This is a genomic window from Phyllobacterium sp. SL163, assembly GCF_049896885.1.
Lineage (GTDB): Bacteria > Pseudomonadota > Alphaproteobacteria > Rhizobiales > Rhizobiaceae > Phyllobacterium > Phyllobacterium calauticae.
The window spans coordinates 504,677-524,920 of record NZ_JAFCVE010000004.1 but is presented as its reverse complement, the minus strand read 5'-3'; the positions used below and the strand labels follow the sequence as shown (position 1 = coordinate 524,920).

Here is a 20,244-nt window from a genome sequence, read left to right as displayed (position 1 = left end):
GGCGACACGCTCGATGCGATCGGCGAATATTGCTACCGCGCCTGGATCATGACGGCGCCGGAGGCGCGCGCCGCCGGAGCCATCCCCTGCGGCCTGTTGCAGGGTGGCACGGTGACGGCGCCCATCGCCAAGGGTGCACTCATCACCAGCGCCAATGCCGCCCCCATCCCCGGCTCGAAGATCGTCGAACTCAGGCAGCGGCAGGACAAGCTCGTTTATGGCGCGTGACGTCCGGCAACCAGAATTCAGGGCAAACAGCTAAGGAGTGCCAAGCATGGCTCCCGCCACAAACGCCAAACTCAAGGATGATGGCAGCAATCTTCCTTTCGCGTTCCGGCACTATTCTCCGGAGCAGCTGAAGGAAGCCCTGCGCAAGATGTATCTCATCCGCCGCTTCGAAGAGGGCGCGGAAGAATCCTACACGCGCGGGCTCATCCACGGCACGATGCACCTGTCGATCGGGCAGGAAGCCAGCGCCGTCGGCATATCCATGCCGCTGCATGACAATGACATGATCACATCGACCCATCGCGGTCACGGCCATTGCATCGCCAAGGGCGCGGAAGTGTCAAAAATGTTTGCCGAGTTCTTCGGCAAGGAAACCGGCTATTGCAAGGGCCGCGGCGGCTCCATGCACATCGCCGACGTGTCCAAGGGCAATCTCGGCGCGAATGGCATCGTCGGCGGCGGTATTCCGATTGCCGTGGGTGCCGCGCTTTCCGCCAAGAAGCAGAAGAACGGCAAGGTCGTCATTTCCTATTTCGGTGACGGCGCCAACAATGAAGGCGCCTTTCACGAGGCGCTGAATATTGCCGCGATCTGGAAGCTGCCGGTGGTTTTCGTCTGCGAGAACAATGGCTACGGCATGTCCACTTCGACCAAGCGGTCGACGGCGGTGCCGAACGTGGCGGATCGCGCCGCCGGCTACAACATGCCGGGCGTGATCGTTGACGGCAACAACCTGTCGGATGTCGCCGAGGCTTCCAATGAGGCTGTCGAGCGGGCGCGGCGCGGCGAGGGCCCGACGCTGATCGAGTGCAAGACCTATCGCCATCGCGGCCACTCCAAGAGCGACCGCAACCGCTACCGCACCAAGGAAGAGATCGAGGACTGGATTGCCAACCGTGATCCCATCGACCTGTTCGAGACCCAGCTGAAGGAGTTCGGCTTCGTCACCGATGGGGATATCGAAGCCATCCGCGCGGATGTGGAGAAGGAGATCGCCGAGGCGATCGAATTTGCCAGGAACAGCCCATCTCCCGATCTGAACAATCTCACGCGCGACGTGTACACGGACTGAAAGACTTTCCAGATGAATGAGACAATCCGCGAGCTGAGCTATTCGCAGGCTATCCAGGAAGCCATGGCGCTTGCCATGGAGGCCGATGACCGGGTGTTCCTGATGGGCGAGGATATCGGCGTCTATGGCGGCGCCTTCCAGGTCACAGGCGATCTCGTGCACCGCTTCGGCGAGGACCGGGTGATGGACACGCCGATTTCCGAGCTTGGCGGTGCGGGCGTTGCCGTCGGCGCGGCGCTGACCGGCATGCGGCCGATCTTCGAGTTCCAGTTCTCCGACTTTGCGGCGCTGGCCATGGAGCAGATCGTCAACCAGGCGGCCAAGATCCGCTACATGCTGGGCGGTGCCGTTTCGGTGCCGCTGGTCATGCGTTTTCCCGCCGGTTCCGGCACGGGCGCGGCGGCACAGCACAGTCAGAGCCTCGAAGCCTGGCTCGGCCACGTTCCCGGCCTGAAGGTCATCCAGCCGTCCACGCCCTACGATGCCAAGGGCATGCTGCTGGCTGCCATCGAAGACCCGGACCCGGTGATGATCTTCGAGCACAAGCTGCTCTACAAGATGAAGGGGCCGGTGCCCGAAGGCTATTACACCGTACCGATCGGCAAGGCGGCCGTCGTGCGCGAAGGCACGGACCTTACCATCGTTGCCTCGGCCATTATGGTGCACAAGGCGCTGGAAGCGGCCAAAGAGCTGGAAAAGGAAGGGATCAACGTCGAAGTCGTCGACTTGAGAACCGTCCGGCCGATGGACAAGGACACGATCATTGCCAGCGTCAAGAAGACGTCGAAGCTGATGTGCGTCTATGAGGGCGTGAAAACCCTCGGCGTCGGCGCGGAAGTCAGCGCCATGATCGCCGAAAGCGAGGCCTTCGATTATCTCGACGCGCCGATTGTGCGGCTGGGCGGGGCGGAAACACCGATCCCCTATAATCCGGAACTGGAAAAAGCCACCGTGCCACAGGTGCCGGGCATTCTTGCCAGCGCCCGCGATCTCGTGAAGGGGGTGCGATAGCTCATGCCTACCGAAGTCATCCTGCCCAAGGTCGACATGGATATGGAGACCGGCCAGATCTCGCGCTGGTACGCCAAGGAAGGCGACAGCATTTCCAAGGGTCAGCTGCTGTTCGAAATCGAGACCGACAAGGCTGCCATGGAAGTGGATGCGCCAGCCTCCGGCATCCTGCGTGACGTCAAGGCCGCGGAAGGCGCCGTCGTGCCCGTTGGCCAGTGCGTCGCGTGGATTTATGCGGAAGGCGAAACCTATGCCGCACCGGCAAGCCAGCCGGATGTCATGGAGACCGCCATCTCCAGCACATCGCTGGATGCTGCCATTGCCTCGCCGGTTGCCGCGGTTGCGCAAATCCTGCCTGTCGCAGCGGCTGCCGCAGCGGATGGTGTCCGCGCGACGCCATTGGCGCGGCGGATCGCAAGAGAAAGCGGGATCGACCTTACGTCGGTTGCGGGCTCCGGTCCAAAGGGCCGGATTCAGCGCAGGGACGTTGAAGCCAATGTTCCGCAGGCGCGACCGGCGGCGGCTCAACCGGCTGTTACTGTTCCCGTGCAGGCCAAGACCGGTGAAGCGCCGCTGCATGCCGTCTGGCTGCGGCAGGGCAACGATGCGACGCTCGCGCCGCTGGTGCTGATCCACGGCTTCGGTTCCGATCTCAACAGCTGGCGGCCGATGCTGGCCGGGACAACGCTGGATAGCCCGATCCTGGCCATTGATCTGCCGGGGCATGGCGAATCACCGCGCGACATTCCGGCGGACATTGATTCCATTGCCGCGCTGGTGGAGCGGACGATTGCCGCCCATCATGCGGGGCCGGTCGTGCTGGCGGCGCATTCCTTCGGCGCGGCGGTTGCGGCCAAGGTCGCGGCGCGCGGCAACCTCGATATCCGCGCCCTGACGCTGATCGCGCCAGCCGGGCTCGGCCCTGAAATCAACGGGGCGTTCCTGCAGGGGTTCGTCCGCGCAAGGGCCGAAGCCAGTCTCGTCGCCTGGATGAAACTGCTGGTGCAGGATGAGAGCCTCCTCACCAAATCCTTCGTCAAGGCAACGCTTGCCCAGTCGCAGGACGAAGGATTGCGCGCGGCGCAAAAGCTGGTGGCCGACCGCTTCTTTGCCGATGGCACGCAGGTCTTCGATATCCGCAGAAACCTTGCCGGGTTGGCCATGCCGGTCCGGGTGATTGTCGGGGCGGCGGACCGGATCATTCCGGCAGCCCATGCCGCAGGCCTGCCCGGCGAGATCGCCGTCCATGTCTTTGCCGGTACGGGGCACATGCCGCAGCTGGAGCAACGGGAAAAGGTCGTGCGGATCCTGCGGGAAATCAGCCGGTCGGCGGGGTAGTCGCGGTCAGGCGGCTGGCGCCCTTCGACGCGACGAGGGCGCGCTGGATGGCGCTGCGGGCGGATGCCAGGTTGGGCATGACCCAGTTTGGCTCCGCACCGAGGAACTTGTCGAGAAAGGCCACGGCGTAGCCCGGCATTTCCGTGACATTTTCCTTGTAGGACCACCAGGTCCGCAGGTCGTTGGCGCAGCTGGCGATTTGCGGCGCCGTGCCGAATTCCTGTTCGTAGATGGCGGCAATCGTGCCGACGCAGAAGTTGGTGTAGAGAAACCCTTCCGGCCAGAAGGCGATGATATCGGCCATTTCGGTGGCATCGGCATTGGTCTGCGGCGTATGCCCCTGGACCTTGGCGGGCGCCTCGGTGATGAGTTCCTTCAGCACCAGACCGGCGGCGAAGATGATGAAGTCCTTGCGGTCGATGCGGGCGAAGGATTTCTGCTGCTCGACGGTTTCGATCCAGTTGAGGAAAGCGGCGGTCAGCTTCGTTTCGTCAATGACAAAGCGGTAGCCATAATGCTCGGCAATCAGCGCGACATTCTTGCGAAAGGCCATGCGGAACCAGCGCAGCCGCCGCAGGCGGTGGCGCAGGTCGGGCGTATTCACCAGCTCATCGCGAAACAGAAAATCCATGCCGTATCTCTCTGATCAGTTCCATCAATGTCTTACGCTTCAATGCAGAGGAAGCCAAGTTTTCAATGATACAGGAAATCATACATATTGACATTACAAAAAACAAATGTTCTATATTTTTCCGTTCCGGCATAGCATATGTTTATGACTGGACAATGGGAGGTTGAAGACATGGCGATGTGGCAATGGGGATTGCTTGCCCTTGGAGTTCTCTGGGCTTTGCAGTCGCTGGGCGTCTGGTACCAGATGCGCCATTATGGCGATGTGATGAAGGGAATTACGTCGAAATACAACGACGGATATGTCGGTGCAGGCAATGTGCGCGGACGTTTCGGCAAAGGCGTCATCGCTCTCGTGGTGGTGACGCCGGATCTCGTGGTGCAGCGCTTCCTGGTGATGCGCGGCCGTTCGGTTTTCGCGAAGTTTGCGCGGCGGCCGGAGTTCGAGGGAATCACGCTGAACGCCCTGCGCGCCGATCCGCTCCTATCCGGCGTGGAAGACCCCGCCCTGGCCAAGGCGGCGGAGCGCGCCATCGAGCAGATCGATCGTGCGCGTGCCGAGCCGAAGCGGCCGGGCCTGGCAGGAATCAAGACAGTCAACGCATAGGGGCAAGCCCGGGGGTGGCCGTACCCAAGCAAATGGCCGATAAGGAGGAGGGAACATGTCAATTCTAACAATGTTGGCACAGCACGCCGACGTCACCATGCACCATCTGTCGGTGGCAGGGTCGATGGTCTCGGATGCTGCGCTGCACGGCAAACAGGCTATCCACCACGCGGGCAATGACCTCGTGGTGCTGGCGCAATCCAGCGGCGATATTTCCGTCGAGGAATTCAAGAACAAGCTGCAGAACGTGCAGAAGGAAGAGCAGCTCGGCTGGCTGACCAGCGCCGGTAAATACTTCATCGGTATTTTCCAGAAGGGCGGCGAAGTCTTTGCCGGTTTCGTCACCGGTATCATCCCGACACTCGTCGTGCTGATGACCGCCTTCTACGCGCTGACCGAACTGGTCGGCGAAGAGCGTGTCCATGGCATCGCGCGCGGCGCGGGCCGCATTGCCCTGACCCGTTACACGGTGCTGCCATTGCTCTCCGTGTTCTTCCTGACCAATCCGATGGCCTATACGTTCGGCTCGTTCCTCGAGGAAAAGCACAAGCCGGCGTTCTATGACGCTGCCGTGTCCTATGTGCATCCGCCGCTCGGCCTGTTCCCGCATATCAATCCCGGCGAGTATTTCGTCTGGGGCGGCATTCTGGTGGCCCTGCTCGAACTGGAAAAGAAGGGTCTTGTTCCCGCCGGTTATCACATCCGGGTGGCGATCTGGTACGCCATTGTCGGTCTCGTGGTCATCCTCCTCAAAGGCATGCTGACCGAGCGCATCACCGCCATCATGGCGCGGCGCCAGGGCATCGAGCTTTAAGTCAGGGGTGGGGAGAAAAACAATGTCGAAGACCTATAAACCAGTCAAAATATCCAAGGGCTCCAACGGTTGGGGCGGCCCGCTGACCATCCAGCTGACACCGCAGCGCAACAAGGTCGTTTCCGTCACGGGCGGCGGGATTCATCCCGTGGCGCGCCGGATCGCCGAACTCACCGGCGGTGAAGCCGTCGATGGCTTCAAGTCGCCGCCGGTCGAAGGCGAAATGGGCGTTGTCGTCGTCGATTGCGGCGGTACCGCACGCTGCGGCGTCTATCCGCGCAAGCGCATTCCAACCGTCAATCTGACGCCTGTCGGCCAGTCCGGCCCGCTGGCACAGTTCATCACCGAGGACATCTATGTCTCCGGCGTCAAGGAAGCCAATATCGAGCTTGCCGACGGATCGCAGGAAGCCACGGTGGCGGGGGCCGCTGCCACGCCGACACCGGCGGAAATGGCCGCTGCCATGTCCAGCCGCACGGATACGGCATCGGACAACGGCGAAGGCGGCCTGATCGGGCTGATCAGTTCGGTTGGCCGGGTCATGGGCCGTGTCGTCGGCATTTTCTTCAATGCCGGCCGCCGCACGATCGATCAGGTCATCCGCAACGTCCTGCCGTTCATGGCCTTCGTGACCATGCTCATCGGCTTCATCCTCTATACGGGGATCGGCGATGTGCTGGCCCAGCCGATGGGTCCGCTTGCCAACAACATCGTCGGTCTTTTGATCATCTCGGCCATTTGCGGCCTGCCGTTCCTGTCACCCATCCTGGGACCGGGCGCGGTGATTGCCCAGGTCATCGGCGTTGCCATCATTGGTCCGCAGATCGCCAACGGCACGATTTCGCCCGCAATGGCCCTGCCTGCACTGTTTGCCTACAACACGCAGGTCGGTTGTGATTTCGTGCCGGTCGGACTGGCGCTGGGTGAAGCCAAGCCCAAGACGATCGAGATCGGTGTCCCGGCGGTTCTGATCAGCCGCCAGATCATGGGTCCCGTCTCGGTGCTGATCGCCTGGGTTGTCAGCCTGATCGTATTCTAAACCCGATTAACAAGAAGAGGTTCGCCATCATGTCAGTTCTTTTGAAAACACGGGTCACAGCCGTGGGTCCCGAGGTGGCGGACCTCGCAGAGGGAGGCGTTGTCATCCTGTTTGCCGATGGCGCGCCGCCGGAACTTGCCGAGGTTTCGATCCTGCATCTGGTCGACGGCACGCCGTCGGAAGCAACGCCGCCGGTCGGTTCGGTGATCCGCATCGGCGATCTCTCGGCTGAGATAACCGGCATCGGCGACTATGCCTGGCAAAAGGTCCGGGACATCGGCCATGTTGTCATCACATTCAACGGGTCCGATCATGTTGACCGTCCCGGTGAAATCTGTGCATCGGAAGTGGATACCGGCGAACTGGTCTCAACCCTCAAGGTGGGGGCGACCATCACCATCGGATAGGGTTCAGGACTGACAGGCCGAAACAGAACGAAATACCAAAGAGAGTAAAGCATGGAACGCTCGACGATTGTGCGGGTGCATGACGGATTGCATGCGCGGCCAGCCACCCGGTTTGTCAAACTCGCCAAGAGTTTCGAATCGGATATCGAGCTGGTCAAGGATGACAGGTCGGTCAGCGCCAAGAGTTCAGTCAAACTCATGCTGCTTGGCGTCAAGGAAAACGAGGAAATCACCGTCCGCGCAACCGGTGCCGATGCCATCGAAGCCATCGAGGCGCTGATCGGCTACCTCGAAAACCCGCATGCGGGGATCGAAGATGACGGCGCGGTCCAGCCGCCGAAGCCGGATGCCGGGAAGCCCGCCGCAAACAGGCCTGCGCATGGTCCTGCCGCCGATGGTGTCCTGCGCGGTGTCGCTGCAAGCGAAGGCGTGGCCGTCGGCCCCGTCTACGGGTTTTTTCCCGCAGAGATCAAGCATGAGAACCGCCCGCTGGCGGCCAACGCCATCGCCGACGAGGTTTTGCGGCTGAAGCAGGCCATCGCCACCGTGCAGAAGCGCATGGACGCCTCGCTGTCGGAAGCCGGATTGGCGGACAGTGATCGCGGTATTGTCGCGGCGCTGAAGGATATCGCCAATGACGACGAACTGACCGGCGGGGCGATTGCCATTGTCGAAGGCGGGATCGACGCGGTTTCGGCGGTGATCGGGGCGACATCGAAGATCGCTTCCGATTTCGCAACCATGGACGATCCCTATCTCAACGCCCGCGCCGACGATGTGAATGCGGTCGGGCGGCAGATATGCCTGGCCCTTTTGGGGCAGGAAGACGTCAACCTTGATACCATCGCCGAGGGTTCGATCCTGGTTGCCGAGGATATCGGCGCCTGGGATCTTGCCCGCGCGCCTTTGAAGCGCATTGCCGGGGTGATCTGCGGCCATGGCGGCGCCACCTCGCATGTCGCCATCATTGCCCGTGCCCATGGCATTCCCGCCGTGCTTGGCCTTGGCCGCGCAGTGCTCGATTTGAAGGATGCCAGGACCGTTGCGCTCGACGGCGACAGCGGCGCGGTTTTCGCCGATCCGGATACGGCCGTTGCCGATCGTTTTCAGGCGGCCATTGCCAAGGCTGAAGCGGAAAAGCGCGCGCTGACCGCCTATAAGGACGTTACGCCCCGGCGCGCCGACGGCACGGTCATCGACATTGCCGCCAATATCGGTTCGCTCGAGGAAATCGATGCGGCGAAGGAAGCGGGCGCCATGGGCGTCGGCCTGTTCCGTACCGAACTCCTGTTCATGCGGCATATCCACCTGCCATCGGAAGATCTGCAGGCGGAAACCTATTCCAGCCTCGCCAAAGCCTTTGCGCCGCATGCGGTGATCGTGCGGACGCTCGACATCGGCGGCGACAAGCCGATCGCCGGGGTCGACTTTCCCGATGAGGAAAACCCGTTCCTCGGCTGGCGCGGCATTCGCATGTGCTTGGACCGGCCGGATATATTCAAGCCGCAGCTGCGGGCGCTGCTGCGCGCCGCTGTCCACGGCAACATCAAGGTGATGCTGCCGATGATCTCGGGTGTCGGCGAGGTGCAGGCAACAAAGGCGCTGATCGAGGAGTGCGCCGGGGAACTGGCGGCCGCTGGCACGCCATTTGCGCATTTCGATCTCGGTGTGATGATCGAGACACCGGCCGCCGTGCTGATTGCTCCGGCACTGGCCAGGGAAGTCGCGTTCTTTTCCATCGGCACCAACGACCTGACGCAGTACATCATGGCCGCCGACCGGCTCAACCCGACGGTGGCCAAGCTCAATGACGTAACTCATCCCGCCGTCATGGCCGCCATTGAACTGACGGCAAAGGCCGGGGTCGATGCGGGCATCATGGTCGGGATGTGCGGTGAAGCCGCCGGGCGCCCGGACCTGATCCCGGCTTTCATCGCCATGGGCCTGACCGAGCTGAGCATGAGCCCGTCATCGATCCAGCGTGCCAAGAAGTGCGTTCTGGACGGTGCTAAAACCGCTTAAGGCAGGACCGGAATCAGGAACGCGAAAAGACCGGACAGCGCATCCGTCCGGTTTTTGCCCTGCGTGGCCTCGATGAGGCTGGTGTGGCGGGCTTTCAGTGCCAGCAGCGCACTCTCCACCAGCTTTTCGTCGCCCGGCTCTTCATTGTCGCTGTAGCTGGCAAGGCCGATGGCAAGCGCAATGGCGGAGAAGCACAGGAACCGGGTCGCCATGTCCGGGCCGTTGTCACCCGGCATGTGCGGGGGCAGCGGCTGGGCCTGGTGGCTCGCCTGCAGTTCAAAGGTCAGGGCCGCGCAGGCATCCGATATCTCGGTCAAGCCGTTCGTGCGGGTTGCCGCGTTGATGCGGTCGGCATGCCGGCGAATCATGATCGCATGGACGGAGGCAAAGGTCGCCTCGTGAACCACCGGGTTTTCGCTGCCGAGAACGGTGAAAATACGTTTCGCCAGATAATAGACATCGCGGCGGAACAGGGCTTCGCCCTTGGCGCTGTCGGCGGGAAAATAGGCATGCAGGCTGCGCGCCTCGATGGTGGCCGAATGGGCCTTCGGATCCTGCGACACCAGCGAAATCGAGATTTTTTCGGCCACGGTCAGCGCCTTGTCGACGACGCGGGCGGCATGACCGAGTAAAGCTTCCGGACCTTCAGGGGCGGCCGTCCTGATCTTGTCGCTGCGGCTGGCCCGGATCATGTGCCGGACATCGCGCAACCGGTCCTTGAGGCCGACGACAATCTCGTTTGAAATATCCCTGATCATGTGGCAGACCTCGACTTGCAAAGTGGATAATGCTTTGTATCTGCTTTTGGTGACTTGCTAAACAATATTCTGCCGGAGTGTACTGTGCACGGCGTTGTTTTGTCAGCACACAAATCTGGCACTGGCAGGAAACGGATGCGAGCAATAGGGGGTGTAAAGTGACCGATCGACGCAAGCGGGCGACTAGCGCGCCGAACACTCCGAAAAAGGCCCCCCTGGATATCGGGCAGCCCGATACGAAAATCAGCCGCATGCGCATGCGCGCCGCCTGGATGTATTACATCGAGCAGATGACCCAGAACGAGATTGCCGAAGTGCTCGGCGTCGGCCGCGTGACCATCGTGCGCATGCTGGCCGAGGCGCGCGCCCGCAACGAGGTCAAGATCGGCATCCAGGGCTATCTGTCGGACCTGATTGCGCTGGAACGGCAGGTCGAACAGCAGTTCGGGCTGGAGAAGGTGATCATCGCCCCGTTGTCGCAGGCCGACAACGATCCGATACCGGCCATCAGTGCCGCCACCGGCGATTATCTGTCGGGCGTGGTGGCCAACGGCATGCGCATCGGCGTCGGCTGGGGGCGTACCCTGCTCAGCACGCTGTCCTATCTGGAAGCGCGCGCGCTTGAAGATTTTACCGTGATTTCGCTGCTTGGCGGCATCAGCCAGCCGCGCCGCTTCAACCCGGCGGAATTCGCCTGGCAATTTGCCCAGCTGTTTCAGGGCAATGGTTATCTCATTCCGGCCCCGGCGCTGGTGGACAGCGTCGAGACCCGAACGGCGCTGATCGAGCGCTGCGGCCTGAAGAGCGTGTTCGAGATGGCCGAGGATCTCGACCTCGTGCTGCTCAGCGTCGGCGCCATCGAAACGGCATCGAGCACGCCTTACCGCATCGGCTTCCTCAATGAGGAACACCAGTCATCCCTGGCCGAACGCGGCGCGGTCGGCGATATCCTGTTCCACTTCTACGACCAGCAGGGACGCCTCGTCGACCACCCGATTCATGATCTCGTCATGTCGGTGGGCATCGAGACCCTGCAGAAGGTTCCGGTGCGCGTTTTGACATCCGGCGGCAAGGAAAAGATCAATGCCCTGCTTGGCGCGATGAAACTGATCCGCCCGACGGTTTTCATCACCGACGAGGAAAGCGCGCGCCAGTTGCTGGTGCTGGCCGGGCAGGAACAGCGCTGACCCGTCCGCGCCGTGCCGGTGCGCCCGCGCAAGCGCATGAAAATCCACAGGAGTTGTGGATTTTCAGCCCGAAATTGCCCGATCGGGCGATGAGATCAAATCGGGCATTGCATTCGTGATTTTTCCCGCTATTGATCGCGGGGAAGACGGGCGGCAGCCATAGGGTTTGCCGCTTTCAGGTGGGGCCTGTAGCTCAATTGGTTAGAGCCGGCGGCTCATAACCGCTTGGTTGGGGGTTCGAGTCCCTCCGGGCCCACCATTCTTCCAAATCATGCAACAAAATCAATATATTCATGCCGCGCGCTTCGATTGGCCTGGCGGTTGGCCATCACTCTTTGTTGCAGTCATGATTTTGGCCGGCATCGCTGCTATCATGGCTCGGGCCGGGCTTGAGCGGCAACGAGGAGGCGTTGGCGGAATGGTACAAATATTGGAAGAAAGCTGGATTCTGATTATTGTCATTCTGGCCGCCGTTCTGACGACGGGTCTGGTCTTGACGGTGAAGAAACTGGAACGCGACGATAAGCGCTGGCCGCGCAAAGGCCCGGATAAATAGGCAGCAATCGCCGCCCGGATCGCAAGCGCCTCTCTGCCCTTCGGGTGGAGGCGCTTCGACGTCTCGGCCGGGCAATGGCACAATCAGCTTCCGGTCTGGGCCCGAAAATGCGCAACCAGGGCGTTGGCGTGCCCGTGCCCCATATTGTGCTGGGCTTTCAGGACGGCGACCATCGCCATATGTTTCTGATCCGGCACGCCTGCCAAAACCGTCAACCAGTGGCCTATGGGTTTGCCATAGGTCTTTTCGATGGATGGAAAGTAGGAAGCGGGCCCCTTTACTGTGTTGTCTCCAGTCATCGCGTGATCTCCCTGTTCGCCTGTCATGGATATAGCCATAGGACGAACGGCATGGCCCCGTTCCGACACTGTTGCAAACTTTTTGTGCCATTCCCACCGCGTTCAATCAATGGCGCGTGCCTTGAACAACGGCAGATGTGCGCTAGAACTGAAGCCATCAGGAGAAACGCCGGCTATTGCGTTCGGATCAAACCCGGAATGGACTGCATGCAACCTGCTATCGACCCGTTCCCGCATGTGAAAGGCAGAAGAGTCCGCCATGAGCACAGCCAGTGATGCCCGTTTCTGGGACCGGACGTCGCGCAAATATGCCAGGGGTGCGATTGCTGACCCGGCCGGCTATGCGCGCACGCTGGAGCAGACCCGCGCGCTGTTGACACCGCACGGCCGGGTGCTCGAACTCGGCTGCGGAACGGGAACAACGGCACTCCGGCTGGCGGGCGATGTGCAAAGCTATCTTGCCGTGGATATTTCCGCGGGCATGATCGCCATTGCCGGGGAGAAACAGACCGCCGGCCCCACCATCCCGGCGCTTGCCTTCCGCACGGCGACCGCCGAGGATTTGGCGCCCGGCGTGGAAGAATTCGACGCGATCCTCGGATTCAACTATCTGCATCTGGTCCGCGACCTGCCCGGTACGCTGCGCCGCATCCATGCCCTGCTTGCGGCGGAGGGCCTGTTCATTTCCAAGACACCCTGCGTTGGCGAGATGAACCCGCTCATCCGGCTCGCCCTGTTGCCCGCAATGCGTGCATTGCGGCTGGCACCCTATGCGGGCGTGTTCCGCGTGGCGGAGCTGGGTGAGCTCATATCCGCCGCAGGCTTCGACATTCTTGCCACCGAAAACCACGCAACCGGGGGCAATGACAACCGGCCCTATATCGTGGCGCGCAAGAGATGACGGCAATGGCTGTGGCTGTCGGGTATTCACAGGATCACGGTGCTGTTTTGTCCGGCATCGCATGCGCGCAAGACTGTTTCGCACATGTAGCTGGCTGAGGTATTTGGTCGCGCGCTCGGCTCCGGCTGCACCCTGAAGAATAATGTTCTTCAAAGCGGAATCTTTGTCTGTTGGCAGATTTGCAATGGTTACTTCTGCAACTCTTTACACAGCTTAAGAATAATCCACCAAATGAGAGCAGAACTTATTGATTTTTGTCGAAGCAATTGTGAGAAGGGCTTTGGGGATACGACGAATCTATCGGGGAATATAAAATTGTACGAATATGGGTCGAAGAAGAGAGTAATGCTTGCTGTTCTTGGCATGCATCGATCTGGGACGAGTGCTGTTACGCGTATTCTAAGCTTATTGGGGGCTGATCTGCCCATTCATTTGCTTGGGGGAAATGCAAGTAATGAACCAGGGCATTGGGAGTCTACGCGACTTATACAAATCCACGACGAAATGCTTGCCGAAGGCGGCAGCAGTTGGAATGACTGGCGTGATTTTGACTTGGAATCATTGGGAGACCGATATTCCTATTATCGGGATAGGATTGCCCAAGCCCTGAAGGACGAGTTCGGCAATTCCGACCTGTTTGTGGTCAAGGATCCGAGGATCTGCCGTTTCTTCCCGCTGTATGAGGATATATCGCGTCTGTTGGACTTGGATATTCGCTGCATTATTCCTTACCGTAAACCGGTGGACGTTGCTGCATCGCTGGCCGCAAGAGGCGGGACCACCGGCGAATACGCCAAAACTGTTTGGGCGCGGCACGTTCTTGACGCTGTGATGAGTTCTCAGAATTTTGAACGCGTTTTCATATCCTTCGACGATCTCATTGACAGCTTTGAAGCCGTATTTGGCAAGCTCGAGTCGTTCCTGCGGATTGATTGGCCGATCAATCCTGCGCATGCACGAACACATATAGAGTCGTTCCTGAAGCCAGCGTTGAGGCATCATAACACGCCTCCAGAGCTTTCATCTGCTCCTGAGCAGGACGACGGATATATTCAACAGATTCTCGCCAATTTACGTATACTTGATCAGTCTCCCCACGATGAAGAAGCAATGATCAATCTGAGTTTGCTGCATCAAAGGCTGAACCAGCTCAGCAATTGCCTCGTGGACATCACCTTCGACGAGTTCGCCAGCAGGCAGAAAATCTCCCAAGGCCAGGCGCACCAAATGAATGAACAGTTGCGCATTGCCGAGGACGCAATCACGCAACGCCAGCAATTGATCGAAGAACTGCGGGTTAAGCAGGCGTCGGTGGATCAGTGCTTGCAACAGCTGCAGACAGAAATTGAATCTCTGCAAGTCAATCTCGGTTCATCCCGTTCGACGACCCAGGCTTTGAATGAAACGCTGGTCCAACTGCAGCGCAGCTATTCCTGGAAAATTACATACCCGTTGCGTATTGTGAATCGGCTTCTCGGAGTTCCGACCAGATGGGTACGCCGCGGCTCAGTTTCGATCTGAACGCCGATATATCAAGGCATGGTTGCTGTGAAACGTTTGCGGATTTTCGGTGCGGTGCCAATCCTTGAAAAATGCCGGAGAAGGGCGGAGCCAATGCTCTTTTTCCGGAGAACGGCCGACCGTGATCGTTTCAATCAGGCCCGCCATGTCCATTGCGGAAACCTTCGCCAAACGCCAAAAAACGGCGGGCTTGCGGCCCACCGTTCCAAGGTAATGACGTGACTGGAGATCTCATCATCGAGACCCGGACATGCAGTCCTTCTACATGGCCAGGTACAATTGATAAATGCTTTTTGGGCCGTGGCCGTATAACCCGGGGGCGAGCCCCCGGGGATATCTCCAAATCGCAGCGGATTAGAAGTTGCGCTGGAAGCGGATCATGCCGCCGAACGCATCGTCGTTGCCGCCATTGGCGATCGAGGCAGCCTTACGCAGGCCGTCGAACTTGGTGTACGTGACTTCCGGCGTGATCGTGAAGCCAGGAACCAGTTCGTAAGCAAGGTTCAAAGTACCCGAGTATGTGCCTTCGGATTCGTAAGCGAGCTGTGCGTTGACGGTTGCCTTGTCGGAAACCTTGGCGGACAGGCCACCCCAAACAGCCCAGTCACCGGTCCATGTGCCGAACCAGTTCTGGTTCCTGCCGGAGTCATCAAAGTTCGACTGATAGCCGCCCATGACGAATGCCTTGACAGTGTCGGTGAACTTCACGTCCAAACGGAGCTTGCCAGCCCATTCTTCGATAACGGAGTCATAACCGACGACGCCCGAAATACCGCCCCAAGCCTGTTCATACTTCGCACCGGCGAGAACATGCGGCATGTAATCGTCGATCTGGTAGGACCGGGAGGTTCCTGTAATCGGAAGGCCCGTTACAGGATCAATGGCGGCATAGCTGCCCGAACCCTGTTCAGCAGCGATGATTGCCGAGAAACCGTTGCCAGCCGTGAAGGTGTAGCTGACCTGGTTGGACTGACCGGACTGGTAGTTGATCACGTCGTCGTTCAGCACGTCGCCGGCATAACCGGTCCACGAACCGAAGACTTCATCCGTCGTACCGATGCGGAAGCCGCCGAGTTCGATATAGGCGTGAGGAATCGACGCGCCCTTGTTGGCGCCGTTGTCGTAGTTGAACTGTGTTTCAATGTACGAACGCAGCGTGCCGAGTTCGGTTTCCGAACGGGCATCGAAACGCACGACAGCGCGCGAGCGCTTGAAATAGGTGCCATCGCCATTGGGATCGCTACCATTATTCACGTGACCGCCGGAGTACACGTCATCGCCGCCCTTGGCGTCGTAACGGACATAGCCGCCGATCTTCAGGCAGGTCTCGGTGCCTGGAATGTAGAAGAAGCCTTTGCCGTATGCATCGCAAACGCGAACATATTCGACAGCTTCCGGCTCGGCGACAACAACTGCGTCAGCAGCGCGGGCGCCGGATACTGCAACGAGAGCTGCAGCTGAGCCCAGTAGAATACTTCTGATAGTCATATTGGTCCCCCAAAAGGTCTTGATTGACCTATACTGCTTAGTGCAGTTTTACCGAGGACAGCAACTGCCAACTCCAAGTTGTATAACGGTTGGGCGCTCGTCGTTGCAATTATGTCACAAATTTGACGTCAATTCACAGGTTGCAACATTAAACCATTGTAAAATAAATGGAAATAATTGGTGGTATTTGGCGATTCCATCAAGACAATCGCTTATCACCGATATATCTGGTCGAATCACGGTGTTTGCGGTTGCATATTACAACTTATAATGGCGTATAAAATTGAGAATATACTTTGTCCCTGTATTTTACCCGGTATAAATTCCGGAAATGCTTGAGGAGTAAGGCCTTGCGGCTTGGCTTGTGACCATTCCGGACAATTCTGGTTTCTTCTTGCTACTCAGTCCTCGCCGCACTGCCATCCCCGCAAGAGATCGAATGGTTCCAGACCGTCCCAGCCTTGCGGCATCCTCGTCTCCGGCTTGCGCCCGCCAAGGCTGCGCAGGGCGGAATAACCGCTGAGATCAAGCAATCGTTGCCACAGTGGGGGAACTGTTGATGGTGCGGGCGCTGCTTCGCACCCTGTCAAATGGCGTTCGTGCTGGTCAGACATCGGCATTCTCCCTGAATGTGCCGTTCGTTCTATGGCAATCGCCATAGAACCTAGCACTAGACCGATCGCCATACAATATGCATAATAGGCCCATGCCACGTCCATCAGATGCAAAGACCCGCTTTATCGATACCGCCGTCGTCCTGTTCCAGGCGCACGGCTATCACGGTGTGGGATTGACCGAGATCATCGCCAAGGCAAAGGCTCCCAAGGGATCCTTCTATTTCCACTTTCCCGGCGGCAAGGAAGAACTGGCCGAGCACGCGGTGCGCAGTGCCGGCGGTTACATCATTCACGTCCTGAACAAGAGTTTTCGCGATGCGCCGACGTTCCGGGCCGGGGCGGAACTGATGATCGCGCGTCTCTACGATTCATTCGAGGCCTCCGGCTGGACCCTCGGCTGTCCCATCACCAGCGTGCTTTTGGATACCACACCAAAATCCGAGCGGCTGTCGCTGGCGATCAAGGAGGTCATGGAAGGCTGGATCAGCAGTTTCGCCGAACAGATCGCGCGGTTCTACCCTGACAAGGACGCGCGGGCATTCGCCATGAAAATTCTGGTGTCGCTGGAAGGTGCCTGGATATTGGCGCGGATGCTGCGCTCGCGCGAGCCGTTTGACCAGGTGATGAACCTGATTGCCGAAAACGAAGCTGCCCTCTAGAGCCCTTCCTTTCTCTATTGGAACAGGACGGGCTCTAAGCCTTGGTAACGGTCATCCCCGCCGTGCGGTAGGCTGCGATGGTTTCCTCCGCCGTGCTGCGTTCAACAACCAGGCCCTGTGCTTCATTCATCGGCAAAATCACGAAAGGCGATGCGGCTCCCAGTTTTTCGGAGGAGGCGAGAACGATGGTTTCCGCCGCATGGCGGGACAAGGCTCGCTTGATGACAGCTTCTTCGGAATCGCCCGTCGTCAGGCCGATCTCCGGGTGAATGCCGGTGACGCCCATGAAATAGATGTCGGCGCGGAATCGGGCGATGGATTCGATGGCCGATGCACCCACGGCGACGACCGAATGCTTGAACAGCCGCCCGCCGATCATCTCCACCGTCATGCCGGGATGAGCCACGAGCTCGACGGCGATGCTGGGGCTATGGGTGACGATGGTTGCCTCGAGCCCCGGCGGCAAATGGCGGACGAGCTGCACGGCCGTCGTGCCGCCATCGACAAACACCACCTGTCCGGGCCGGATCATGGCTGCCGCGGCGCGGCCGATGGCTTTCTTTCCATCGGTGGCAATGGCCTGGCGTCCCGAAAAGTCGGCAAGGGCAGGCGAGGCGGGCAGAGCTCCGCCATGCACCCGCTGCAACAGTCCCTCCGCCGCCAGCTCGCGCAAATCCCGGCGGATCGTATCTTCCGACAGGTTGAGTTGCTCGCTCAGGGTCTTGGCGACCACCTGTCCTGTATCCTTCAGAACCGCGAGAATATGCGCCTTGCGCTGTTGCGTCAGCATGTGGTCCTCAAAATATTGCACGATATTTCTTGACTCTGCACGAAGTTGCACGTTTTATCAAGTCGATCCTGTCCCATGGTGGTGCCCAATGACCAAGCTTGCCGACCGTGTCCGTATCCGGACCGTGAAAATTCTTGCCGATGACTGGTTCGTGCTGAAAAAGACGACATTCGATTATCTGCGCCGCGACGGCACGTGGCAGACGCAGAACCGGGAAACCTATGATCGCGGCAATGGCGCGGTGATCCTGCTTTATGACAGGGCGCGGCGCACGGTCATCCTGACGCGCCAGTTCCGCTATCCCGCCTTTGTCAATGGCTGCAGCGAGCTGTTGATCGAGGCGCCCGCCGGGCTGCTCGACAATATCTCGCCGGAGGTGCGCATCCGCAGGGAAGCGGAGGAGGAGACCGGCTATCGCGTGCAGCATGTGCGCAAAGTCTTCGAAGCCTTCATGAGTCCGGGGTCGGTGACCGAAAAGCTCTATTTCTTTGTCGGGGAATACGCCTCGTCGGACCAGGTTTCGGATGGCGGCGGCGAAGAAGCCGAGGGCGAGGATATCGATGTCCTCGAACTGCCCTTTGACGAGGCACTGGCCATGATCGGCAGCGGCGCCATTCAGGACGGCAAGACAATCATGCTGCTGCAGCACGCCGCCCTGCACATTTTCGCTTGATCCTCACAAAACACACGGAGAAGACCATGCTTATTCTGATCGCCGGGCCATACCGGTCCGGAACCAATGACGATGCCGGCAAGATGGCTGACAATCTCAAGCGGCTGGAGGAGGTGTCCTGGCCGCTGTTTCAGGCCGGACATCTGCCGATGATCGGCGAATGGGTGGCCTTGCCCGTATGGCATGCGGCGGGCGGCAAGACGATCGGCGATGCGCTCTACGACCAGATATTCCATCCGGCGGCCGGGCGGCTGATCGCGCTGTGCGATGCGATCCTGCGCCTGCCCGGTGATTCAAAGGGGGCGGACAATGATGTCCGCCTTGCCAATGAGCGGGGTATCCCGGTCTATTACCGGCTGGAGGACGTGCCGGGCTGCGGGGCTTTGGCAGCCCCGCACTGAGTTTCATGTGGCGGGCACCAGCACGGCGCGCTTTTCCGTGGTGAAATAGAGAAGCGCCAGCACCGGAAGGGCAAAGCCGATCCAGGAGGTCAGCCACCAGCCGCCATGGGCAAAGGCCCAGCCGCCGACGGCCGAACCGATGGCGCCGCCGGCAAAGAATGTCGCCATGTAAAGCCCGTTCAGGCGGTTGCGGTATTCTGGTCCGAGCGAGAAGATCGCCCGCTGTCCCAGCACGAGATTGGTGGTGACGCCAAAGTCGAGCAGGATGGCGGCTGCCGTGAGCAGGCCGAGCGCCAGTGCCGAGCCATGCGGCGCCAGATGCGTCATCAGAAACGATGCCGATACCAGCAGCAAGGCAAAGATCGTTGCCGGGCGCGTCAGGCCGCGATCGGCCCAGCGTCCGGCAATGGGGGCAGCAATGGCGCCGGCAACACCGGCCAGCGCAAACAGGGCAATGCCACCCTGCGACAGGCCGAATTCCGGTCCGGCCAGCAGCAGCGGTGTCGTGGTCCAGAACACACTGAAGGCGCCGAACATGCAGGCCTGATACAGCGCGCGGCGCTGCAGGATCGGCGTTGTCACCGCCAGACGGCCCATGGATGACAGCAGGTGGCGGTAGGCGAGTTTCGAGGCGGGAACCCGCTTCGGCAGGGCCAATGCCAGCACGATCATCAGGACGATCATCGTGGCGGAGGAAAGATAGAACACCACGTGCCACGAGGAAAACTGCGCGATGAAGCTGGAGGCGGGGCGCGCCAGCATGATGCCCAGCATCAGGCCGCTGACGACATTGCCGACAACCTTGCCGCGTGCGGCTTCCGGAGCCATGTGGGCGGCGTAGGGGACGAGGATCTGTACGGCGACCGAGCCGAGCCCGATGAAGAGGGCGGCGGCGAGGAATGGCAGGGGATGGGTGACCAGTCCGGCAGCGAGCAGCGCCGCGGCACCGGCGAAAATGACGGTCAGGATCAGGCGGCGGTTTTCGAACAGATCGCCCAGCGGCACGATCAGCAGCAGGCCGAGGCCGTAGCCGATCTGCGTCAGCGTGACGATGAGGCCGGCGGCTGCCGGCGACATGCCAAGTTCCGCGCTGATGGGCCCGGCCAGTGGCTGGCCGTAATAGAGATTGGCGGCAATCAGCCCGCAGGCGGTCGCCAGCAGCAGCGTCAGCCACGGGGAAATGGCCGGATGATCAGACGGGGCGTCTGTATGGGGGGACGACATGG

22 protein-coding genes, 1 tRNA gene and 1 pseudogene are annotated in these 20,244 nt (G+C 60.2%); 17 read left to right on the top strand and 7 right to left on the bottom strand.

Annotation, left to right across the window (positions count from 1 at the left end; all coding sequences use genetic code 11):
* The 4 genes and pseudogenes from ACP7B1_RS12280 to ACP7B1_RS12265 all read left to right on the top strand — a co-directional run.
* Positions 1-228, top strand: a pseudogene (locus ACP7B1_RS12280) (homoserine dehydrogenase); the annotation flags it as partial.
* Between the two features lie 46 nt (positions 229-274).
* Positions 275-1,300, top strand: coding sequence for a pyruvate dehydrogenase (acetyl-transferring) E1 component subunit alpha (pdhA, locus tag ACP7B1_RS12275; RefSeq protein WP_346307110.1), 1,026 nt, complete (start codon positions 275-277; stop codon positions 1,298-1,300).
* Positions 1,301-1,312: 12 nt separating this feature from the next.
* A complete protein-coding gene (locus ACP7B1_RS12270) occupies positions 1,313-2,311 on the top strand; it encodes an alpha-ketoacid dehydrogenase subunit beta (RefSeq protein ID WP_182549470.1) in 999 nt (332 codons plus the stop codon).
* A gap of 3 nt (positions 2,312-2,314) precedes the next feature.
* Positions 2,315-3,649 (top strand): acetoin dehydrogenase dihydrolipoyllysine-residue acetyltransferase subunit, encoded by a 1,335-nt coding sequence (locus ACP7B1_RS12265; RefSeq protein ID WP_346307109.1) that lies wholly within the window; start codon positions 2,315-2,317, stop codon positions 3,647-3,649.
* Here ACP7B1_RS12265 and ACP7B1_RS12260 read toward each other — a convergent pair.
* A complete protein-coding gene (locus ACP7B1_RS12260) occupies positions 3,630-4,280 on the bottom strand; it encodes a hypothetical protein (RefSeq protein ID WP_346307108.1) in 651 nt (216 codons plus the stop codon). The genes ACP7B1_RS12265 and ACP7B1_RS12260 overlap by 20 nt on opposite strands.
* 171 nt (positions 4,281-4,451) lie before the next feature.
* Between ACP7B1_RS12260 and ACP7B1_RS12255 the strand changes: the two genes are divergently transcribed.
* The 5 genes from ACP7B1_RS12255 to ptsP are packed head-to-tail and all read left to right on the top strand — an operon-like array spanning position 4,452 to position 9,168.
* The gene (locus ACP7B1_RS12255) at positions 4,452-4,886 is read left to right on the top strand and encodes a transcriptional regulator GutM (protein WP_346307112.1); all 435 of its coding nucleotides are present in this window, start codon (positions 4,452-4,454) and stop codon (positions 4,884-4,886) included.
* A 55-nt stretch (positions 4,887-4,941) separates the two neighbouring features.
* The gene (gene srlA, locus ACP7B1_RS12250) at positions 4,942-5,700 is read left to right on the top strand and encodes a PTS glucitol/sorbitol transporter subunit IIC (RefSeq protein ID WP_223612650.1); all 759 of its coding nucleotides are present in this window, start codon (positions 4,942-4,944) and stop codon (positions 5,698-5,700) included.
* Positions 5,701-5,722: 22 nt separating this feature from the next.
* Positions 5,723-6,739 (top strand): PTS glucitol/sorbitol transporter subunit IIB, encoded by a 1,017-nt coding sequence (srlE, locus tag ACP7B1_RS12245; protein WP_223612651.1) that lies wholly within the window; start codon positions 5,723-5,725, stop codon positions 6,737-6,739.
* Between the two features lie 29 nt (positions 6,740-6,768).
* Positions 6,769-7,146 carry a PTS glucitol/sorbitol transporter subunit IIA gene (locus tag ACP7B1_RS12240; RefSeq protein WP_346307107.1) on the top strand — a complete coding sequence of 126 codons (378 nt, stop codon included), beginning with the start codon at positions 6,769-6,771 and terminating at the stop codon, positions 7,144-7,146.
* A 51-nt stretch (positions 7,147-7,197) separates the two neighbouring features.
* On the top strand, positions 7,198-9,168 hold the full coding sequence (gene ptsP, locus ACP7B1_RS12235; protein WP_346307106.1) for a phosphoenolpyruvate--protein phosphotransferase: 1,971 nt from the start codon (positions 7,198-7,200) through the stop codon (positions 9,166-9,168).
* Here the strand turns inward: ptsP and ACP7B1_RS12230 are convergent.
* Positions 9,165-9,926, bottom strand: a complete 762-nt coding sequence (locus ACP7B1_RS12230) for a hypothetical protein (RefSeq protein WP_346307105.1) — start codon at positions 9,924-9,926, stop codon at positions 9,165-9,167. The two genes, ptsP and ACP7B1_RS12230, sit on opposite strands and share 4 nt — an antisense overlap.
* A gap of 158 nt (positions 9,927-10,084) precedes the next feature.
* Here ACP7B1_RS12230 and ACP7B1_RS12225 point away from each other — a divergent pair, with 158 nt between their 5' ends.
* From ACP7B1_RS12225 to ACP7B1_RS12215, 3 genes are all read left to right on the top strand, one after another.
* A complete protein-coding gene (locus ACP7B1_RS12225; protein ID WP_403177248.1) occupies positions 10,085-11,113 on the top strand; it encodes a sugar-binding transcriptional regulator in 1,029 nt (342 codons plus the stop codon).
* A gap of 182 nt (positions 11,114-11,295) precedes the next feature.
* Positions 11,296-11,372: transfer RNA gene (locus tag ACP7B1_RS12220), tRNA-Ile, on the top strand.
* A 12-nt stretch (positions 11,373-11,384) separates the two neighbouring features.
* Complete coding sequence (locus ACP7B1_RS12215) at positions 11,385-11,669, top strand: hypothetical protein (RefSeq protein WP_346307104.1); 285 nt, start codon at positions 11,385-11,387, stop codon at positions 11,667-11,669.
* 83 nt (positions 11,670-11,752) lie between these two features.
* Here ACP7B1_RS12215 and ACP7B1_RS12210 read toward each other — a convergent pair whose 3' ends face one another.
* Positions 11,753-11,968 carry a DUF4287 domain-containing protein gene (locus ACP7B1_RS12210; RefSeq protein WP_403177239.1) on the bottom strand — a complete coding sequence of 72 codons (216 nt, stop codon included), beginning with the start codon at positions 11,966-11,968 and terminating at the stop codon, positions 11,753-11,755.
* 259 nt (positions 11,969-12,227) lie between these two features.
* Here ACP7B1_RS12210 and ACP7B1_RS12205 point away from each other — a divergent pair, with 259 nt between their 5' ends.
* Positions 12,228-12,869, top strand: a complete 642-nt coding sequence (locus ACP7B1_RS12205) for a class I SAM-dependent methyltransferase (RefSeq protein ID WP_346307102.1) — start codon at positions 12,228-12,230, stop codon at positions 12,867-12,869.
* Positions 12,870-13,214: 345 nt separating this feature from the next.
* Positions 13,215-14,390 carry a hypothetical protein gene (locus ACP7B1_RS12200; protein ID WP_426136932.1) on the top strand — a complete coding sequence of 392 codons (1,176 nt, stop codon included), beginning with the start codon at positions 13,215-13,217 and terminating at the stop codon, positions 14,388-14,390.
* Positions 14,391-14,744: 354 nt separating this feature from the next.
* Here ACP7B1_RS12200 and ACP7B1_RS12195 read toward each other — a convergent pair whose 3' ends face one another.
* Together ACP7B1_RS12195 and ACP7B1_RS12190 are read right to left on the bottom strand one after the other, a co-directional pair.
* Positions 14,745-15,878 carry a porin gene (locus ACP7B1_RS12195; RefSeq protein WP_346307100.1) on the bottom strand — a complete coding sequence of 378 codons (1,134 nt, stop codon included), beginning with the start codon at positions 15,876-15,878 and terminating at the stop codon, positions 14,745-14,747.
* A gap of 401 nt (positions 15,879-16,279) precedes the next feature.
* Positions 16,280-16,492 carry a hypothetical protein gene (locus ACP7B1_RS12190; protein ID WP_346307099.1) on the bottom strand — a complete coding sequence of 71 codons (213 nt, stop codon included), beginning with the start codon at positions 16,490-16,492 and terminating at the stop codon, positions 16,280-16,282.
* A gap of 92 nt (positions 16,493-16,584) precedes the next feature.
* Here ACP7B1_RS12190 and ACP7B1_RS12185 point away from each other — a divergent pair, with 92 nt between their 5' ends.
* A complete protein-coding gene (locus ACP7B1_RS12185) occupies positions 16,585-17,154 on the top strand; it encodes a TetR/AcrR family transcriptional regulator (protein ID WP_346307098.1) in 570 nt (189 codons plus the stop codon).
* Positions 17,155-17,188: 34 nt separating this feature from the next.
* Here ACP7B1_RS12185 and ACP7B1_RS12180 read toward each other — a convergent pair whose 3' ends face one another.
* Positions 17,189-17,944 carry a DeoR/GlpR family DNA-binding transcription regulator gene (locus tag ACP7B1_RS12180; RefSeq protein WP_346307097.1) on the bottom strand — a complete coding sequence of 252 codons (756 nt, stop codon included), beginning with the start codon at positions 17,942-17,944 and terminating at the stop codon, positions 17,189-17,191.
* Between the two features lie 88 nt (positions 17,945-18,032).
* Here ACP7B1_RS12180 and ACP7B1_RS12175 point away from each other — a divergent pair, with 88 nt between their 5' ends.
* Positions 18,033-18,617, top strand: coding sequence for an NUDIX domain-containing protein (locus ACP7B1_RS12175; protein WP_346307096.1), 585 nt, complete (start codon positions 18,033-18,035; stop codon positions 18,615-18,617).
* Positions 18,618-18,643: 26 nt separating this feature from the next.
* Entirely contained in the window at positions 18,644-19,018 is a 375-nt protein-coding gene (locus ACP7B1_RS12170) for a DUF4406 domain-containing protein (protein ID WP_223612663.1), read from the top strand.
* Between the two features lie 3 nt (positions 19,019-19,021).
* Here the strand turns inward: ACP7B1_RS12170 and ACP7B1_RS12165 are convergent, their stop codons facing one another.
* Positions 19,022-20,242: an MFS transporter gene (locus tag ACP7B1_RS12165; protein ID WP_403177209.1), complete on the bottom strand. Its 1,221-nt coding sequence runs from the start codon at positions 20,240-20,242 to the stop codon at positions 19,022-19,024.
* Positions 20,243-20,244 lie beyond the last annotated feature (2 nt).

Bases quoted from the DNA above. Each gene is read 5' to 3' on its own strand.
- pdhA (WP_346307110.1), top strand. From the start codon at position 275: ATGGCTCCCGCCACAAACGCCAAACTCAAGGATGATGGCAGCAATCTT.
- ACP7B1_RS12270 (WP_182549470.1), top strand. From the start codon at position 1,313: ATGAATGAGACAATCCGCGAGCTGAGCTATTCGCAGGCTATCCAGGAA.
- ACP7B1_RS12265 (WP_346307109.1), top strand. From the start codon at position 2,315: ATGCCTACCGAAGTCATCCTGCCCAAGGTCGACATGGATATGGAGACC.
- ACP7B1_RS12260 (WP_346307108.1), bottom strand. From the start codon at position 4,280: ATGGATTTTCTGTTTCGCGATGAGCTGGTGAATACGCCCGACCTGCGC.
- ACP7B1_RS12255 (WP_346307112.1), top strand. From the start codon at position 4,452: ATGGCGATGTGGCAATGGGGATTGCTTGCCCTTGGAGTTCTCTGGGCT.
- srlA (WP_223612650.1), top strand. From the start codon at position 4,942: ATGTCAATTCTAACAATGTTGGCACAGCACGCCGACGTCACCATGCAC.
- srlE (WP_223612651.1), top strand. From the start codon at position 5,723: ATGTCGAAGACCTATAAACCAGTCAAAATATCCAAGGGCTCCAACGGT.
- ACP7B1_RS12240 (WP_346307107.1), top strand. From the start codon at position 6,769: ATGTCAGTTCTTTTGAAAACACGGGTCACAGCCGTGGGTCCCGAGGTG.
- ptsP (WP_346307106.1), top strand. From the start codon at position 7,198: ATGGAACGCTCGACGATTGTGCGGGTGCATGACGGATTGCATGCGCGG.
- ACP7B1_RS12230 (WP_346307105.1), bottom strand. From the start codon at position 9,926: ATGATCAGGGATATTTCAAACGAGATTGTCGTCGGCCTCAAGGACCGG.
- ACP7B1_RS12215 (WP_346307104.1), top strand. From the start codon at position 11,385: ATGCAACAAAATCAATATATTCATGCCGCGCGCTTCGATTGGCCTGGC.
- ACP7B1_RS12210 (WP_403177239.1), bottom strand. From the start codon at position 11,968: ATGACTGGAGACAACACAGTAAAGGGGCCCGCTTCCTACTTTCCATCC.
- ACP7B1_RS12205 (WP_346307102.1), top strand. From the start codon at position 12,228: ATGAGCACAGCCAGTGATGCCCGTTTCTGGGACCGGACGTCGCGCAAA.
- ACP7B1_RS12200 (WP_426136932.1), top strand. From the start codon at position 13,215: ATGCTTGCTGTTCTTGGCATGCATCGATCTGGGACGAGTGCTGTTACG.
- ACP7B1_RS12195 (WP_346307100.1), bottom strand. From the start codon at position 15,878: ATGACTATCAGAAGTATTCTACTGGGCTCAGCTGCAGCTCTCGTTGCA.
- ACP7B1_RS12190 (WP_346307099.1), bottom strand. From the start codon at position 16,492: ATGTCTGACCAGCACGAACGCCATTTGACAGGGTGCGAAGCAGCGCCC.
- ACP7B1_RS12185 (WP_346307098.1), top strand. From the start codon at position 16,585: ATGCCACGTCCATCAGATGCAAAGACCCGCTTTATCGATACCGCCGTC.
- ACP7B1_RS12180 (WP_346307097.1), bottom strand. From the start codon at position 17,944: ATGCTGACGCAACAGCGCAAGGCGCATATTCTCGCGGTTCTGAAGGAT.
- ACP7B1_RS12175 (WP_346307096.1), top strand. From the start codon at position 18,033: ATGACCAAGCTTGCCGACCGTGTCCGTATCCGGACCGTGAAAATTCTT.
- ACP7B1_RS12170 (WP_223612663.1), top strand. From the start codon at position 18,644: ATGCTTATTCTGATCGCCGGGCCATACCGGTCCGGAACCAATGACGAT.
- ACP7B1_RS12165 (WP_403177209.1), bottom strand. From the start codon at position 20,242: ATGTCGTCCCCCCATACAGACGCCCCGTCTGATCATCCGGCCATTTCC.